Genomic DNA, 15,188 nt, shown 5'->3' with positions numbered 1-15,188 from the left:
CATGCGTGCGCCCGAGCGGAAAGAGTGCTAAGCCTTTAGAAACGCCGGGGGCCGTTACAAAGCGCGACTCAACAGCGCCGCGCCCACTCCGATAAAACCGATAGTAGTTAGCGCAAAGCTGATTGCGGTGTATACCCGCCAATGATTTTTCTGCCAGAAATCCGGGTCGAATGCGGCGATGACGAATACCGTGGGATTGGCAAAGCCGCCGATTGCCACGCACCAACAGGCGAACACCGGCAAATCGATGCCCACGCCGTAAAAAGCCAAGTTGAACAAGGCCATCAGCGCATAATCGACGTGGGCGCGGATCATGGTTTTGTAATCCACCAGAAATTTTCCGTCTATGCCCGGAATCGGAAACCAGCGGGCGAAAGTCATCAGCCACGCCGATGCGATTAAGGCCGCCATGCAAGCGACCGCGCCTATCAATAAAATCTCCATGTTGCTCCTGTTTGTGTCTGATTATTCGATGGTTTAAAGCGGCGCTATGGTAACCCGAACCGGCACAATGCAGGACGCGCTTAAAAGTTCAGCTCCACCCCGGCCCAATAGGCGCGCGGCGCGCCGGGGCCGATGAAGGTGCTGCTCAGCCATTCCGCAGAATTGTAATTCCAACCGCTGCCGCCCACGGCGCCGCGAATAGACGGCGAGAACGGATTGGCCCCCAGCCGACTGGCGGTGGCGTATTCGCGGTCGAACAGGTTGTTGACCATGGCAAAAAATGCCAAACCGTTGCCGACTTCGTATCGGGTTTTCAGATGAAACACCACGTAACCCGGCGTTTTGCCCTCGTCGGCGAACTGCCGGCCTTTCAACAACACCCGCTCGCCCTGCTCGTTAAAGCCATAGTAATATTCGTAAGCCCCCTGGCTGTGTTGGTTGTTTTCGTTACCGCGCGCGTACGACGAGGAATGCGCCACCATGGTGATGCCGAATTGCCATTGCTCGGTCAGGTGCAAGTTTAACGAAGCGTTGATGTTGTGCAGCGGGATGCCCGGCATGCGGTCGCCCGGTCGCACTTCTATCATATCGTTCAAAGCCCGTAGCGGGCGGCCGGTCTCGTCGTACAACACTTGGCCGTAACTGGCGTCCGGGCTGACCACGGCTGCGCTGCTGTTGTGTGCGCTGAGCATGAACAAATGCGATTGAAAAGTCGCATCGGTATAGCCGTAATTGACGCTGATGTCGGCAATGCCGGCCTTGCCGTTGAAGCCGAATTCGATGCCTTGCCGCCGGGTTTCGCCTATGCTGTCGAAAAAACTGCGGTCGGCGGTGATGCCCACCAAATAAATATCGTCGCGAATATCGGTGCGATACAAACCGGCATTCCAGTTCCAATCGCCGAAGGCCTTACCGCGCAAGCCGACTTCATACGAATCGGCGAAAATTTGCGGCAGATACGGATCGCCGGACAAGGCAGTAGGCAGGGTGCAAGCGCCGCCGACCGATGCCAAGCTTTTCGGGATCAGCGGCGAATTCGGATCGCCCGGCGTTTGTCTGACCAAGGTACCGTCGTAAGCACAACCCAATTCGACGCTGGACGGGGTGCGGGTACCTTGGCTCCAGTTGAAAAACGGGTTCAGGTCCCGATACGGCACGTCTTGGTCTTTAAACGGCAAATAGCTGATGCCGGCCGACGGATTGAACGACAGATAGTCGAACACTTCCGAGGTCGGCGTTTCCGAATATTGGCCCAAGCCCCAATACGGATCTTGCGACAAATACACGTCGGACAACCAAGAACGGTCCTGATAATTCGGATCGTTGGGGCAGGAAGCCGGATCGTTCGACGGACAGACGATGACGTTGGGCCGGTATTGATTGAGGTTTTGAATGTCGCTCAAGCTTTCGAAACCGGCCCGGGTCCGGGCGCGCATGCGGTTTTTGACTCGGGTGCGGTTAAAGCGCCCCGATACGCTCAAGTGCAAGTTGTCCCAAGGCGAATAGGTTTCGCTGAAATAGGCGCTGAGAGTAGTCGACTTGCCCGCAAAACTATTGTTGACGATATCTTGCTGCCCGGCGGTATAAATCGGATCCAGTGCACTCGGATCGCTGTACACCCTATGGCTGGCGTCTATCAGAGCCAAACGCTGGCTGGTGGCGAAATCGGTATTGGCGTCGTCGATCGAACCGCCGAACATGAATTTATGCTGTTTGCCGTTCCAGTTCAATTGCAAGGAAGCGCCGTCGGTCAATTGACCGACCGCAGTCTTGCTGATGACACCGATGGGCGTACCCTGGACGACCCCGCTGGGCGAATGCCTGGGATCGGTGGAAATCGGATCGGTATTGTCGCCGGCCGCACCGTCGCGCGGCCCGCTGGTACGGTCGTATTTGACCTTGCTGCATGGAAAATTCAACGACGGCAAACGAACCAGATAGTTGCTGTCGGCTAGAGACAAATTTTCCATGTTCAGCGTGCCGCTATCGACATAGCCGTCGCCGTCGCGGTCCAAGCCGTAATCCGGCAAGCCGTCGTGGTTGACGTCCTGATACAGACAAACCGGATCGCCGGTCAGCGTGCCGTTCGCCTGCATCGGCCGGTCCAAATCCCCGGCCTCCATCTCGGAAAAGTCCTCGTAAATATCCCCGGCTACCGCCTGGCGGCTACTGTCGCGCCGATAAATTTGTCCGGTCAGACTGAGCTCGTCGTTAAAAAACAATTCACCGCCCAAGGTGAATTGTTGCAGCTCGTTAGTGGTCGCGTCCGGCGAAGTGAATACGGCACTCGGATCCTGCCGGTACAAACTGGTCGGTACCAAGCCGTTGCCCAACAATTCGTTGCCGACCAGCAAGCTGCTGAAGCGCAACGCGTAATTGTCCCCACGTAAATCCAGGCGGGCGAAACCTTGGTTGACTTGCGACGGCGAGTTTTGCCGCCAGCCTTCCTCGTCGAAACCGGTAAAGGCGATAAAGCCGCCCAAGGTGCCGTTATTCCAACCGGCGGTCAATTCGCCTTTTTTTCTATCCCAGGAACCGCCGGTAAAGCGCAACGAGGTTCCGGTATCGTCGAAACCGTTCTTGGTACGTAGCGACAGCGCCCCGCCCAGAGTGTTCAAGCCGAATAGCGGGTTGGAGCCGGGAAACACATCCACGCCGGACAAGGCATTCATCGGCACCAAATCCCAATTGACGACGTCGCCGAACGGCTCGTTGACCCGTACCCCGTCGACGAACACCGACAAGCCTTGCGGGGTACCAAGCTGCGGCGACGCGGAAAACCCGCGAAAACTGATGTCCATTTGAAACGGATTGCCCTGGTAATCGTTGACGTTGATCGACTGCAGCCGGCTGTTCAGCAAATCGCCCATACTGGTGGCGAACGAGGCCTTAATCTCCTCGCCGCTCAAAGATTGCACGTTACCGGGGATTTGCTCCTTTTCCAACAGCAGACCTTCCAATGGCCCGAGTTTGGTTGCGGCTTTCTCTTCCACCACTACGGTTTCCAGTTCGGTCGCCTCGTCTACCGCAATTTCCTGCAAAACCGTCGGCGACTCCTCCGCTTGCGGTGCTTGACACCACGCCGCGTCGGCGGCCAACCCGCATAGACCGGCTAACAAAACGCGTTGAACACGGCCCGCCGGGCCGGCGGCGAAAACAATTCGGGAGAGTAATGCGGGCATGCAAGCGGTGAAGGGTAGACGGGCAAACGAAATCAATCGACCAGCCGCCTCTAACGGCCTAAGGCATTCTACAAGACCACGCCCCGGCCATATATGGGAAAAATTCCTTTATATTTCAATGAATTTAAGGAGTTTTTCCTATACGCAAATCCGCCTTATCCCACTAGTCTTTTGCGGCCGGTATGTCCGGCTCGCACTGCAACCTCCCCGCTGATTCCGGTACCGCATGATGACTAGTCGCACCAGACCCTTAGGACTCTCACTACTCGCCGTAGTTATGGCTATCGCCTTGGCCGAATTATGGCTCGACGGCCGGCAAACGCAGGCGAGCGGACACTCAGCGCGCGCGCATACTGCACACGCCTCGGCCGGGACGGATGTCTCCGCGCGGCAATCCCCATCAGGGAATGACGACAGCGATCTCGGCTGGGACCGGGTATTCGTCGGACTGGGCCTCGACGGTGACACGCAAGCCGCTCCGACCGCCAGAGCGGCCGGCGAATTTCGTGGCGACTGGGGCGAGCAGCCGGTGTACGGCCTGAACGACAGCGTGCGCTACCGGCAAGTCGTCTATCAAAGCCTGATAGACGCCAACCAAAATCTGCCGCCGGACGAACATCCGCAAGCCTGGCAGCCCACCGAACGACAAGCCGGCCCGGACCCTTTCGCTTGCGCCCATCCCGAACTGTTGCGCGACATGAGCCAGTGCGATTTCAGTACCGCAGACCATTTGAAGGACTTGAACCTGCAAGGCGCGATTCTGCGCAACGCCCGCTTGGCCGGAGAGTTGGGGCAAGCCAATTTACGCGGCGCCGATTTGAGCGGTTCTGCGGTCATAGGCTCCCTGACTTTGAGCCCGCAGACCCAAGCGGCCGGCGCCAATTTCTCCAAACTGCAAACCGGCGGCAACAACCCGCTAATCGCCGCCGGGGCCGATTTGAACCATGCCGATTTTTCCGACGCGAATTTGTACGGCGCCCAACTGAATCAAGCCGACTTAAGCGCCGCCAAGTTGAACGGCGCCACGTTGAGCGGCGCGCAAATGGCGGAAAGCAATCTGCAAGGCGCGCAACTGGCCAACGGCAAACTGGCCTACGCCAATTTAACCGGCGCGAGTTTAGCCGGAGCCGAGCTGAACGCTGCCGATTTGAGTTCGGCCTACTTGGCGGATACCGATTTCAACGGCGCCGACCTGCAAAACGCCGATCTGGCCGGCGCCGATCTGGCCGGCAGCGATTTCTCCGGCGCCGACCTGCACGGCGCCAATTTGGCGGATGCGCAAAACACGGAACACGCCGTAATCGACGCCGCCACCGATTTCACCGCCGCCGTCTGTCCGGACGGCGTCACGGTAGATGGAGTGCAGGTCACGACCTGCATAGGACACGGTTTTTAACCGCGCTCCGGCACGGATGCCTTTTCTTACCGGCTTTGCTAAGGCGCCGGCTTACTTTCACTTCAAACGGAAACTACTATGCAAAAACTCTCGATGATCAGCGGCTTGCTCGGCGGTTTGGCCGTCTCTTCCGGCGCGTTGGCGACCGGTCTAGTCAGCCTGCCGGACACCGGCGTGCCGGTGTCCGGCGGCACCTCGGCCTACGTCACCTGTAATTTGACCGGCGATTTCGGTTCCGACGAATCCACCCCGCCGACATTTTCGCCCAACGGCGGCGAAAACAACACCTGCGCCGTACCGTCCAACAGTCCGCCGGTATCCGGTTACTCGCAAAAAGCCTCCACCTCCCGCAACATCATAATCAACGGCATCACCATCGGTACTCTGACCGACCGGGTGTGGCGCAACTCCGCCGGTACCAGTTGCGTGTACGGGGTGAAAATTCGCTTGAACAACGTCGATTACGACCCCAACACCGCCGGCACCCAATATTTCGAAATCAACGACGTGGTGCGGGCAGGGTATAGAGACCGCGGCCCCATTGCCGCCGGCTATAATTTCGTCACCCGCGGCGCCCAGCAATCCGACGAAGTGTTATACCGGGCCGGCCTGACCTATACCTCGGTCGTGCACCAGCCGGGCGACAGTGCACAACCTTTGACCAGCGTGGCGCCTATCAGCACCAATTGGGTGGATTTCACCACCGACGTCAATTACCAGGATCCTGACGGCTCCTCGCAACGCGACTCCTCCTGGTTTTTCGTCCAAAGCGGCTGCACCTCCGCCACCCCGGCTTCGTTGAGCGGCGCCTTGCGCTTAAGACAAAAAGGCCAGGAAGGTCAACCGGATTTGGAGATCAGCGTCAGCGCTTACGCGCCGGCCGGCGCCAACACCTCGCAGTAATTTGGTGCTCGCACGACCGGTTTAAGCGAAGGCAAACCGCCCCCCTGACCCGGACACGGACGTCGGGTCGGCCGCCCCTGCCGCAACCTGTGATTTATCTGCCATTCCCAATGCATGGTATCCGTCCATAACGGCGAACCGATAGACGCTCCTAACCCTACGCGGGTTACACAACCCGCGCGTCATGCCAATGGCTCTTGTGCCATCCACCTCTATTCATTGCCATAAAAATCAAACCCTTCCGTTAAATGTGGAAATTACAAATTTGTCAACTAAAACACATCGGCGAGAAGGCATCCTGTTTGGTTTCCGACAAATACAGGCGGTATTTAACCAAAGAAATCATATATTTCAATAAATTATGATTTGGCACAACCTATGCTTGAAAGCAATCGAACCAAATCAAGCGAGGTGACATTCATGGAATTGCCAGTATTAAACGAAACCCCAGCTGCCAGTGCAGGCGGCTGTTCATCCCATTCTTGCGGCTCATCCGACGACCAACTGGGTCATTTGTCGGACGAAATCCGCGCCAAGGTGGAAAATCATCCCTGCTATTCGGAAGACGCTCACCATTATTTTGCCCGCATGCACGTAGCAGTCGCGCCGGCGTGCAATATTCAATGTCATTACTGTAACCGTAAATACGATTGCTCTAACGAATCCCGCCCAGGCGTGGTTTCCGAGCTGCTGACGCCTGATCAAGCCGTGAAAAAAACCATGGCGGTGGCGGCTACCATTCCGCAAATGACGGTATTGGGCATTGCCGGCCCCGGTGATCCGTTAGCCAATCCGGACCGGACGTTCGAAACCTTCCGCCGCCTGAGCGAAGACGCGCCCGACATAAAGCTCTGCGTGTCCACCAACGGTTTGGCATTGCCGGAATCGGTCGAAGAATTGTCCAAACACAACATCGATCACGTGACCATCACGATCAACTGCGTCGACCCGGAAATCGGTGCGCAAATTTATCCTTGGATTTTCTGGGAAAACAAGCGCATTAAAGGTGTGGAAGGTGCCCGCATCCTGATCGAACAACAGCAAAAAGGCTTGGAAATGCTGGTTGCAAAAGGCATTTTGGTCAAAGTCAATTCGGTCATGATTCCCGGCATTAACGACAAGCATTTGGCCGAAGTCAGCAAAATCGTCAAAACCAAAGGCGCTTTCCTGCACAACGTCATGCCGTTGATCGCCGAAGCGGAACACGGCACGTTCTTTGGGGTAATGGGCCAACGCGGACCGACTCAAGACGAATTGATGGATCTGCAAGACGCCTGCTCCGGCGACATGAACATGATGCGCCATTGCCGCCAATGCCGGGCGGACGCGGTTGGCTTGTTGGGTGAAGACCGCGGCGACGAGTTCACGCTGGATAAAATCGAAGAGATGGAAATCGATTATCAATCCGCCATGGTAAAACGCAAAGTCATCCACGAAGCCATTGCCGAAGAGATGCACAGCAAACGCGCCAAGAAAGATGAAGCGGCCGCTAAGCATGCCGAAGCGAAAAAACTCGACACCCGTCCGGTATTGATGGCTATCGCGACCAGCGGTCAAGGCGTCATCAACCAACATTTCGGCCACGCGAAAGAGTTCTTGATTTACGAAGCCTCTCCGAACGGCGTTCGTTTCATGAGCCACCGTAAAACCGATTTGTATTGCAGCGGCGACGACACCTGCGGCGACGGCGAAAGCGTATTGCAACGCACCATTCGTGCATTGGAAGGCTGCGAAGTCGTTCTGTGCTCTAAGATCGGTTATGAACCTTGGGATATGCTGGAAAAAGCCGGCATCCAACCCAACGGCGAACACGCGATGGAGCCGATCGAAGAAGCCGTCATGGCCGTCTACGAGGAAATGGCGGCTGCCGGCAAACTGGACGACGCGGAAGGCAGAATACGCGCTACCGCTTGATCGATAACCGGCTAGGCACCCCGCCTAGCCGGCTTCGAAAAGAATAGCCTTAGGCACCTTTTCGAACAGATCGATGCATAGCGCAGATGGACTCGTCGGCAGGCTGGCTTATGGATAAGCAAGCCGGCCTGCCACTTTAATTAAAAACGAAAGAACAAGTTAAGGTGATGTCATGGCTTTAAAGATTATCAATACCTGCGTTAATTGCTACGCCTGCGAACCTCTGTGCCCAAGCAAAGCCATCTACAAAGCCGAGGCACATTTTCTGATCAACCCTAGAAAATGCACCGAATGCGACGGCGATTACGATACGCCGCAATGCGCAACGATTTGTCCGATCGAAGGCGCAATCCTGGATGCCAAAGGCATGGAAATCAATCCGCCCGGCTCGCTGACCGGCATTCCACCGGAAAAAATGGCGGAGGCCATGGCAGCATTGCAAGCGCATTAATTGTTATGGCAATAGTGCATTTTTATGAAAAGCCCGGTTGTATAAACAACAACAAGCAAAAGCAACTCTTGTCCAAAGCCGGACATTTGCTGATAGTGTACGATCTACTTCAGCAACCTTGGAAACAAGATCGCGCTAAATTGCGTTCATTCTTCGGCTCCATGCCGGTACAGGAATGGTTTAACCGAAGCGCACCGGCGATTAAAAGCGGTGCCATCAATCCCGATATTCTGAGCGAACCGGAAGCAATCGAATTGATGGTCTCAGACCCGATTTTGATCAGACGCCCGCTGCTGGAAGTCGACGGCAAACGGCGCGCCGGATTCGAGGCGGAACAGATAGACGCGTGGCTGGGTTTGGATACGAATCGGGACGCCAACGATCCGGAAACCTGTACCCGGCAACATAGGCAACAAGCATGCAGCCCATGAACGCCGCCATATTGACAAATGCCGCAGGGGCCCCTCAAGCGGTAGCATTGTCTGAACGCGTCCATTGGGTCGGTGCGCTGGACCCTAATCTGCGCACATTCGATATTATCTTGAGAACCGCTAACGGTACCAGCTACAACGCCTATGTGATCCGTGGCAGTACCGGCGTTGCAGTGGTCGACACCGTTAAAGAAGGCTTTGCCGGCGACTTTTTTGCCCGCTTGGAAAGCATCGCCGACTATTCCGAAATCAAAGTCATCGTCCTCAATCATCTGGAGCCCGACCATACCGGCGCACTTCCGGAACTGATGCGCCGCGCGCCGCAGGCGCAACTGTTCATCTCGCAAAAGGCGCAATCGATGTTAAAAGGCCTGCTCAAACAGGACGAGTTGAGCTACAAACCGGTGTTAACCGGCGATTTTGTCTCGCTAGGCGATCGCAGCATCCATTTTTTGCACACCCCTTACTTGCACTGGCCGGATACCCAATGCGCCTACGTACCGGAAGAACAAACCTTGTTTTCCGGGGACGTCTTCGGCTGCCACTTTTGCGACCAACGTTTATTCAACGATCAGGTTGGCGATTTCCGCTTTTCGTTCGAATACTACTACGCGCATATCATGCGCCCGTTTAAAGAATACGTACTGCACGCCCTGGAGTTGATCGAACCCTTGCCGCTCAAACTGATCGCCCCTACCCACGGGCCGATATTACGCGACCGCCCCGATCGATACATCAATCGTTACCGGCAGTTGTCCAGCCCCGCGCTGCATAGCGAAATCAGTCCCCAGCAAAAATCCTTGTTGATTTTCTACATCAGCTCTTACGGCAACACCCGCCGCATGGCGGAGGCCATTTACCAGGGAGCCATGCAAGTACCTGAAGTCCGGGTTTCTTTGTACGACCTGGAAGGCGGCGAAGTCTCTCCATTCGTAGATTTAATCGAAGAAGCGGACGGTTTGGTGCTAGGCACGCCGACCATTAACGGCGATGCCGTCAAGCCGATTTGGGATTTGTTGTCTTCGTTAACCGTCGTCAACTTGAAAAACAAGCTGGGCGGGGTATTCGGCTCTTACGGATGGACGGGCGAAGGCGTCAGACTGGTCGAAGACCGGTTGAGAGGTTTGAAGTTAAGAGTTCCGGTACCCGGACTCCGAGTTAAGTTGATCCCTACCGACGCGGAAATCGTGGAGTGTAAAGCATTCGGCCTCGAGCTTGCCCAAGAGCTGATGGGCATCAGAGCCGCCAAAACTCTCGATATTTCAGACCTGATGTGAGGCCTTCCGACTCTGAATTAGACGAGTCCGAAGACCAAACCCGCACTTGACGCGCGGGTCACCCGCATTCGGTACGAAGCGGGTATTTATCGCCGCTAAATTGGGGCGAAAACCAAACGAAGATACCGCGGAGTCGGTTATTTTCGTGCTTGTTATTATTTACGGAGTGTTATCAATGGCGAAAGCGACCATTACGTTTGAAGATATAAGTGTGACCGTAACCGTTCCGGCTGGAACTCGGGTAATAGAAATATCCGAAAAAGTCGGTTCAGGCATTACCTACGGCTGCCGCGAAGGCGACTGCGGCACCTGTTTGATGAAAGTGACCGAAGGCTGGAATCATCTCAGCGAGCCTTCGGTATTGGAAGACAAAATTCTGAGGGAAAACATGGCCGGCAAACACAACCGTTTAGCCTGCCAAGCACAGGTGTTAGGCGGCAAAATCTGCGTCAAACCCGCATAACGTTTAGAGGTACTCATCATGGCTTTAATTACATTTACCAGTCCGGAATACCGGGACAAAACGGTTTACGCCGTTGCCGGCAGCCATACTCAAACCGTGCTGAAGTTAGCGCTGGAAAACAAAATCCCCATTAACTTTTCTTGCGAGGACGGGGAGTGCGGCACCTGCATCGTGCAGGTTTCCAGCATCGACAAGAAAAATCAGCGCATGGGCGGTCCTTTGACCGATAAGGAAAAGACTGTATTGAAGGAACTCGGCAAAATCACTCAAGAGCAAATCGACACCATGGCTGTCGACGATTTGCCGACCGATTGGCGCCTAGCCTGCCAAATGATCGTGCGCGACGAAGATATCCGCGTTCAATACTAACTTAACCTGCACGTAAAAAATGTCACACTGGCCTTGCAGCATACCCATGCGTCACCGGTGCGGCATTTCCAACCGAAGGGGAACCGCATCATGTCTATACCCGCACTCGCTTCGTATACTCGAGAACACTATTACGCGGAATTGATCGCCCACTGCGAACCCTCCGCCAATAGCCACTGGCTGGCGCAAATCGTGGCGAGCTGGCTGGTCGGCGACGGTGTATTGCCCGATGCCTTGGGCATGACTGGCGAACAATTCGAACAGTTTTCGTCTAGCCTGTTTCCCGCCTATCCACTGGCCGACTATGCAGTTTCCGGCAAATCGTTGGATTTCAGCCGCATGCTGGAAAAGCAAGACCTGGAACACTTGCTGCGTCAGTATGCAAGGGAACAATCCAATGTCACGGAATTTTTGATAACGATTATCGTGGCGGCCTGCTTGGGCAGCGACCATCTTTGGCAGGATTTGGGCTTATGGAGCCGAAAAGAACTAACGGCTATGCTTCAACACAATTTTCCGGAATTGGCCGCGCATAATAGCCGGGATATGAAATGGAAAAAGTTTTTATATAAACAATTGTGCGAAACGGAAGGTTTATACGTATGCCGCGCTCCGTCTTGCGAAGTATGCCACGACTACTCAAGCTGCTTTGGCTCCGAGGAATAGCAATAATGCGATACAAACAAGTTGAATCATGCGGCTTATTTGAGCTTAAGCCTTAGCAAGTGAACGCGACGGTTGTCGGCGCGTAGAACTTCGAATACGAAATCGTCTATTTCCACCTTCTCGCCTTTTTTTGGAAAATGCTCTAATCGCTGCAAGATTAATCCACCCACCGTATCGCAATCGTTGTCTTCCAAATCCGCAGAGAAATAGTCGTTAAATTCTACAATCGGCGTTAATGCTTTCAGGATAAACTCCCGTTCGCTGCGCTGCGAAATATATTCCTTGGTATCGTCGTCGTCGTGTTCGTCTTCAATCTTGCCGACGATTTGTTCCAACACGTCTTCTATTGTGACCAATCCGGCGGCGTTTCCGTATTCGTCGACCACGATAGCCATATGATTGCGCTCGGTACGAAACTCCTTGAGCAATACGTTCAAGCGCTTGCTTTCCGGCACGACTACGACCGGACGCATGATGTCTTCCACTTTAGCGGTTTTATCGCGTAAAGCATGCGGTAACAAATCCTTAGCCAGCAAAATACCGACAACCTTGCTGCGGTCTTCCTCGATCACCGGAAACCGGGAATGGGCAAACTCGATGACCAAGGGGAAAATAGTTTCTAACTCGGCTTCTCTGGGTACCACCACCATTTGCGAGCGCGGGATCATAATATCTCTGACCCGCAACTCCGAAACCTGCATCACCCCTTCGATCATCGCCAACGAATCGGCGTCCAATAAATGCTTTTCTTCCGATTCCCGCAGAATTTCCAACAAATCTTCTTGGTCCTGCGGCTCTCCGGTCAAAAAATGACTGATTCTTTCCAATAAGCTTTTCTGATGGGATTGACTCGTCGGGGGGATACCGTCGCTCATGGCGTACTCGCTTCCTGATAGGGATCTGGGATATGCAATACTGTTAAGATTCTGACTTCCACGGCCTCCATCTCCTCGGCGTCCTGCTCTGCGATGTGATCGTAACCTAATAAGTGCAGTATACCGTGTACGGTGATATGGGCCCAATGATGGTCAATGGGTTTATGTTGCTGCAAGGCTTCTTCGGCAATAAGCGGGGCACAGATTACCAAATCGCCGAGTAAATCGGACTCGACTTCCGCCGGCGGCTCGAAAGGAAAAGACAAGATATTGGTCGGCCCGGTTTTATTCCGAAATTGTTGGTTTAATTCGGCGCTTTCGGCAAAGTCGACCAGACGAATCACAATTTCGCTATCTCGGGTTGCGTCGCTCAACACCGTATCCACCCAGTATTGGAACTGCTGCTCGCCCGGAATATTCGCGCATTCGGTTGCAATTTGTACTTCTAGGAAATTCATGGATTGGAGCGGGACGCTTCCTGTTGTTCGTAGCGGTCGTATGCCGCGACGATGCGCTGTACCAAGGGATGCCTGACCACGTCTTTTACGCCAAAAAACGTGAAACTAATACCCTCTACGTCTTTTAACACTTTCAATACGTGCTTCAACCCGGACATCTTTTCGCTGGGCAAATCGATTTGGGTGACATCGCCGGTAATAACCGCAGTGGAACCGAAACCGACGCGAGTCAAAAACATTTTGATTTGCTCGGTCGTCGTATTCTGCGCTTCGTCCAGGATAATAAAAGAATCGTTCAGCGTTCTACCCCGCATAAAAGCCAAGGGGGCAACTTCTATCACGTTTTTTTCCAATAACTTTTCGACCCGTTCGAAACCTAACATGTCGTACAGGGCATCGTACAACGGACGCAAATAAGGGTCTACCTTTTGCGCCATATCGCCCGGCAGAAAGCCCAATTTTTCCCCGGCTTCCACTGCCGGGCGTACCAGCACGATACGTCTGACATATTCATTTTGTAAGGCTTCCACCGCGCAGGCGACCGCTAAATAGGTCTTGCCGGTACCGGCCGGACCTACGCCGAAATTAATGTCGTGAGTCAGAATTTTACGCAGATAGTCCTGTTGATTGTGCCCGCGTCCTTTAATGAAGCCGCGCTTAGTCTTGATGGCAACCGGTTCCGTTTTCGTTCCGGAATCCGCAGCCAATAATTGATCGATATTGGCGTCCTGCAAACTGAGGTGGACTTGTTCCGGAGTAATTTCTTCTTTTTCCGCCAGCTCGAACAATTTTTGCACCACTGCACAAGCCGCCTTTACCGCTGCGTCTATGCCGGTAATTTGAAAACGATTGCTGCGATTAGAAATATCGACATGCAACCTTTGTTCGATTTGCCTTAAATGCACATCCAACTGACCGCATAGGTTGGATAAGCGCTGAATGTCGGCGGGTAATAACGTGATTTCTTGAGTGAATTCGGCTGTGTTCAACATGCAACCTTAGCCACTATGCCGTCAAGCGAAGATTCCACTATCCGGCCGCGTAGAGAATTGGGTAGCGCTTCGGTAATCAGCACGTCGACGAACTGACCGATCAGACGCGGATGTGCCGCGAAATTAACGACTCGATTGTTTTCCGTGCGCCCGGTCAAATGCAGCGGATTTTTCTTGGACTTACCTTCCACCAGAACGCTTTGCACTGAACCTACCATACTCTCGGATATCGCCAGCGTCATTTCCGCCAAACGCTGCTGCAAACGTTGCAGGCGTTGCTCTTTCACATCCATGGCAACGCTATCCGGAAATTCGGCGGCGGGGGTGCCGGGCCGCGCACTAAATATGAAACTATAGGAAAAGTCGTAGCCCACTTCTTCTATTAGCGACATAGTGTCCTCGAAATCTTGATCGGTTTCGCCCGGAAACCCGACGATAAAGTCGGAGGAAAGCGAAATTCCGGGACGCACCGCCTTAATTTTGCGCATAATTTCCAAATAATCCGCCCGCTTATGGCCGCGCTTCATTTCCGCCAATATGCGGTCGCTGCCGCTTTGCACCGGCAGGTGTAAATGGTTGACCAATTTCGGAATTTCGGCGAACGCGTCGATGATGTCATCGGTAAACTCCAGGGGATGCGAGGTCGTGAACCGAATTCTATCGATACCGTCGACCGCTGCAACAAAATGCAGCAGCAATGCGAAACCGGCAATTTCGCCGTCCGGTAGAACACCGCGGTACGCATTTACGTTTTGTCCCAGCAAATTGACTTCCCTGACGCCTTGTTTTGCTAAGGTTTCGACTTCCGCAACGACATCGGCAAGCGGCCGGCTGACTTCTTCGCCGCGGGTATAAGGAACTACGCAATAAGTGCAATATTTGCTGCAGCCTTCCATCACCGATACGAAAGCCTTAGGCCCTTCTGCCCGTGGCTCGGGTAAATTGTCGAACTTTTCTATTTCCGGAAACGAAATGTCGACGACGTGTTTAACCCCATTGCGCGCCTGATTCAACAATTCCGGCAAGCGATGCAAGGTTTGCGGACCGAAGACGATATCGACATAAGGTGCGCGCTGTTGAATCGCTGCGCCTTCTTGACTGGCTACGCAACCGCCCACGCCGATAATCACGTCAGGGCGTTTGTCTTTGATTTTTTTCCAGCGGCCTACTGCCGAGAACACCTTCTCTTGCGCTTTTTCCCGAATCGAACACGTGTTCAACAACAATACGTCGGCAAGCTCCGGATTTTCGGTAAACTCCATGCCGTGCGAGGCCTGCAATACGTCCCGCATCTTGTCGGAATCGTATTCGTTCATCTGACAACCGTTTGTCTGTATGTAAAGCTTTTGCGCCATGTGCGACGAGAC

Annotated in this window: 15 protein-coding genes; 9 read left to right on the top strand and 6 right to left on the bottom strand. The window is 54.1% G+C overall.

Features of this window, described 5'->3' with window-relative positions; genetic code table 11:
• Window positions 1–54: 54 nt before the first annotated feature.
• Window positions 55–444, bottom strand: coding sequence for a hypothetical protein (locus tag AB0A83_RS04885; protein ID WP_150047206.1), 390 nt, complete (start codon window positions 442–444; stop codon window positions 55–57).
• Between the two features lie 80 nt (window positions 445–524).
• The gene (locus AB0A83_RS04880) at window positions 525–3,626 is read right to left on the bottom strand and encodes a TonB-dependent receptor (RefSeq protein WP_367155548.1); all 3,102 of its coding nucleotides are present in this window, start codon (window positions 3,624–3,626) and stop codon (window positions 525–527) included.
• A 277-nt stretch (window positions 3,627–3,903) separates the two neighbouring features.
• Here AB0A83_RS04880 and AB0A83_RS04875 point away from each other — a divergent pair, with 277 nt between their 5' ends.
• From AB0A83_RS04875 to AB0A83_RS04835, 9 genes are all read left to right on the top strand, one after another.
• Complete coding sequence (locus AB0A83_RS04875) at window positions 3,904–5,022, top strand: pentapeptide repeat-containing protein (protein WP_190303250.1); 1,119 nt, start codon at window positions 3,904–3,906, stop codon at window positions 5,020–5,022.
• A gap of 78 nt (window positions 5,023–5,100) precedes the next feature.
• On the top strand, window positions 5,101–5,925 hold the full coding sequence (locus AB0A83_RS04870) for a hypothetical protein (protein ID WP_150047203.1): 825 nt from the start codon (window positions 5,101–5,103) through the stop codon (window positions 5,923–5,925).
• Window positions 5,926–6,345: 420 nt separating this feature from the next.
• Window positions 6,346–7,839 (top strand): nitrogenase cofactor biosynthesis protein NifB, encoded by a 1,494-nt coding sequence (gene nifB, locus AB0A83_RS04865; protein ID WP_150047202.1) that lies wholly within the window; start codon window positions 6,346–6,348, stop codon window positions 7,837–7,839.
• A gap of 172 nt (window positions 7,840–8,011) precedes the next feature.
• Window positions 8,012–8,290, top strand: a complete 279-nt coding sequence (locus AB0A83_RS04860) for a 4Fe-4S dicluster domain-containing protein (protein ID WP_150047201.1) — start codon at window positions 8,012–8,014, stop codon at window positions 8,288–8,290.
• A gap of 5 nt (window positions 8,291–8,295) precedes the next feature.
• A complete protein-coding gene (locus tag AB0A83_RS04855) occupies window positions 8,296–8,721 on the top strand; it encodes an ArsC/Spx/MgsR family protein (protein WP_150047200.1) in 426 nt (141 codons plus the stop codon).
• On the top strand, window positions 8,718–9,998 hold the full coding sequence (locus AB0A83_RS04850) for an FprA family A-type flavoprotein (RefSeq protein WP_150051798.1): 1,281 nt from the start codon (window positions 8,718–8,720) through the stop codon (window positions 9,996–9,998). Before AB0A83_RS04855 ends, AB0A83_RS04850 begins: the two co-directional genes overlap by 4 nt.
• 175 nt (window positions 9,999–10,173) lie before the next feature.
• A complete protein-coding gene (locus AB0A83_RS04845) occupies window positions 10,174–10,461 on the top strand; it encodes a 2Fe-2S iron-sulfur cluster binding domain-containing protein (protein WP_150047199.1) in 288 nt (95 codons plus the stop codon).
• An 18-nt stretch (window positions 10,462–10,479) separates the two neighbouring features.
• Entirely contained in the window at window positions 10,480–10,830 is a 351-nt protein-coding gene (locus AB0A83_RS04840) for a 2Fe-2S iron-sulfur cluster-binding protein (protein WP_150047198.1), read from the top strand.
• A 90-nt stretch (window positions 10,831–10,920) separates the two neighbouring features.
• On the top strand, window positions 10,921–11,496 hold the full coding sequence (locus AB0A83_RS04835; RefSeq protein ID WP_150047197.1) for a nitrogen fixation protein NifQ: 576 nt from the start codon (window positions 10,921–10,923) through the stop codon (window positions 11,494–11,496).
• A 35-nt stretch (window positions 11,497–11,531) separates the two neighbouring features.
• Here the strand turns inward: AB0A83_RS04835 and AB0A83_RS04830 are convergent, their stop codons facing one another.
• Genes AB0A83_RS04830 through miaB form a run of 4 tightly spaced genes read right to left on the bottom strand, consistent with a single transcriptional unit; the run spans window position 11,532 to window position 15,176 of the window.
• On the bottom strand, window positions 11,532–12,371 hold the full coding sequence (locus tag AB0A83_RS04830) for an HlyC/CorC family transporter (protein WP_150047196.1): 840 nt from the start codon (window positions 12,369–12,371) through the stop codon (window positions 11,532–11,534).
• Window positions 12,368–12,829, bottom strand: a complete 462-nt coding sequence (gene ybeY, locus AB0A83_RS04825) for an rRNA maturation RNase YbeY (protein ID WP_150047195.1) — start codon at window positions 12,827–12,829, stop codon at window positions 12,368–12,370. The genes AB0A83_RS04830 and ybeY overlap by 4 nt, the downstream gene beginning before the upstream one ends.
• A complete protein-coding gene (locus AB0A83_RS04820; RefSeq protein ID WP_150047194.1) occupies window positions 12,826–13,821 on the bottom strand; it encodes a PhoH family protein in 996 nt (331 codons plus the stop codon). Before AB0A83_RS04820 ends, ybeY begins: the two co-directional genes overlap by 4 nt.
• On the bottom strand, window positions 13,815–15,176 hold the full coding sequence (gene miaB, locus AB0A83_RS04815; protein ID WP_150047193.1) for a tRNA (N6-isopentenyl adenosine(37)-C2)-methylthiotransferase MiaB: 1,362 nt from the start codon (window positions 15,174–15,176) through the stop codon (window positions 13,815–13,817). The genes AB0A83_RS04820 and miaB overlap by 7 nt, the downstream gene beginning before the upstream one ends.
• Window positions 15,177–15,188: the final 12 nt, after the last annotated feature.

This window comes from Methylomonas sp. HYX-M1, from assembly GCF_040741385.1.
GTDB lineage: Bacteria > Pseudomonadota > Gammaproteobacteria > Methylococcales > Methylomonadaceae > Methylomonas > Methylomonas rhizoryzae.
This window is presented reverse-complemented; position numbering and strand designations above follow the sequence as displayed.

What these genes read in the sequence shown, in the direction of transcription:
- AB0A83_RS04885 (WP_150047206.1), bottom strand. Translation starts at nt 444, where the DNA reads ATGGAGATTTTATTGATAGGCGCGGTCGCTTGCATGGCGGCCTTAATC.
- AB0A83_RS04880 (WP_367155548.1), bottom strand. Translation starts at nt 3,626, where the DNA reads ATGCCCGCATTACTCTCCCGAATTGTTTTCGCCGCCGGCCCGGCGGGC.
- AB0A83_RS04875 (WP_190303250.1), top strand. Translation starts at nt 3,904, where the DNA reads ATGGCTATCGCCTTGGCCGAATTATGGCTCGACGGCCGGCAAACGCAG.
- AB0A83_RS04870 (WP_150047203.1), top strand. Translation starts at nt 5,101, where the DNA reads ATGCAAAAACTCTCGATGATCAGCGGCTTGCTCGGCGGTTTGGCCGTC.
- nifB (WP_150047202.1), top strand. Translation starts at nt 6,346, where the DNA reads ATGGAATTGCCAGTATTAAACGAAACCCCAGCTGCCAGTGCAGGCGGC.
- AB0A83_RS04860 (WP_150047201.1), top strand. Translation starts at nt 8,012, where the DNA reads ATGGCTTTAAAGATTATCAATACCTGCGTTAATTGCTACGCCTGCGAA.
- AB0A83_RS04855 (WP_150047200.1), top strand. Translation starts at nt 8,296, where the DNA reads ATGGCAATAGTGCATTTTTATGAAAAGCCCGGTTGTATAAACAACAAC.
- AB0A83_RS04850 (WP_150051798.1), top strand. Translation starts at nt 8,718, where the DNA reads ATGAACGCCGCCATATTGACAAATGCCGCAGGGGCCCCTCAAGCGGTA.
- AB0A83_RS04845 (WP_150047199.1), top strand. Translation starts at nt 10,174, where the DNA reads ATGGCGAAAGCGACCATTACGTTTGAAGATATAAGTGTGACCGTAACC.
- AB0A83_RS04840 (WP_150047198.1), top strand. Translation starts at nt 10,480, where the DNA reads ATGGCTTTAATTACATTTACCAGTCCGGAATACCGGGACAAAACGGTT.
- AB0A83_RS04835 (WP_150047197.1), top strand. Translation starts at nt 10,921, where the DNA reads ATGTCTATACCCGCACTCGCTTCGTATACTCGAGAACACTATTACGCG.
- AB0A83_RS04830 (WP_150047196.1), bottom strand. Translation starts at nt 12,371, where the DNA reads ATGAGCGACGGTATCCCCCCGACGAGTCAATCCCATCAGAAAAGCTTA.
- ybeY (WP_150047195.1), bottom strand. Translation starts at nt 12,829, where the DNA reads ATGAATTTCCTAGAAGTACAAATTGCAACCGAATGCGCGAATATTCCG.
- AB0A83_RS04820 (WP_150047194.1), bottom strand. Translation starts at nt 13,821, where the DNA reads ATGTTGAACACAGCCGAATTCACTCAAGAAATCACGTTATTACCCGCC.
- miaB (WP_150047193.1), bottom strand. Translation starts at nt 15,176, where the DNA reads ATGGCGCAAAAGCTTTACATACAGACAAACGGTTGTCAGATGAACGAA.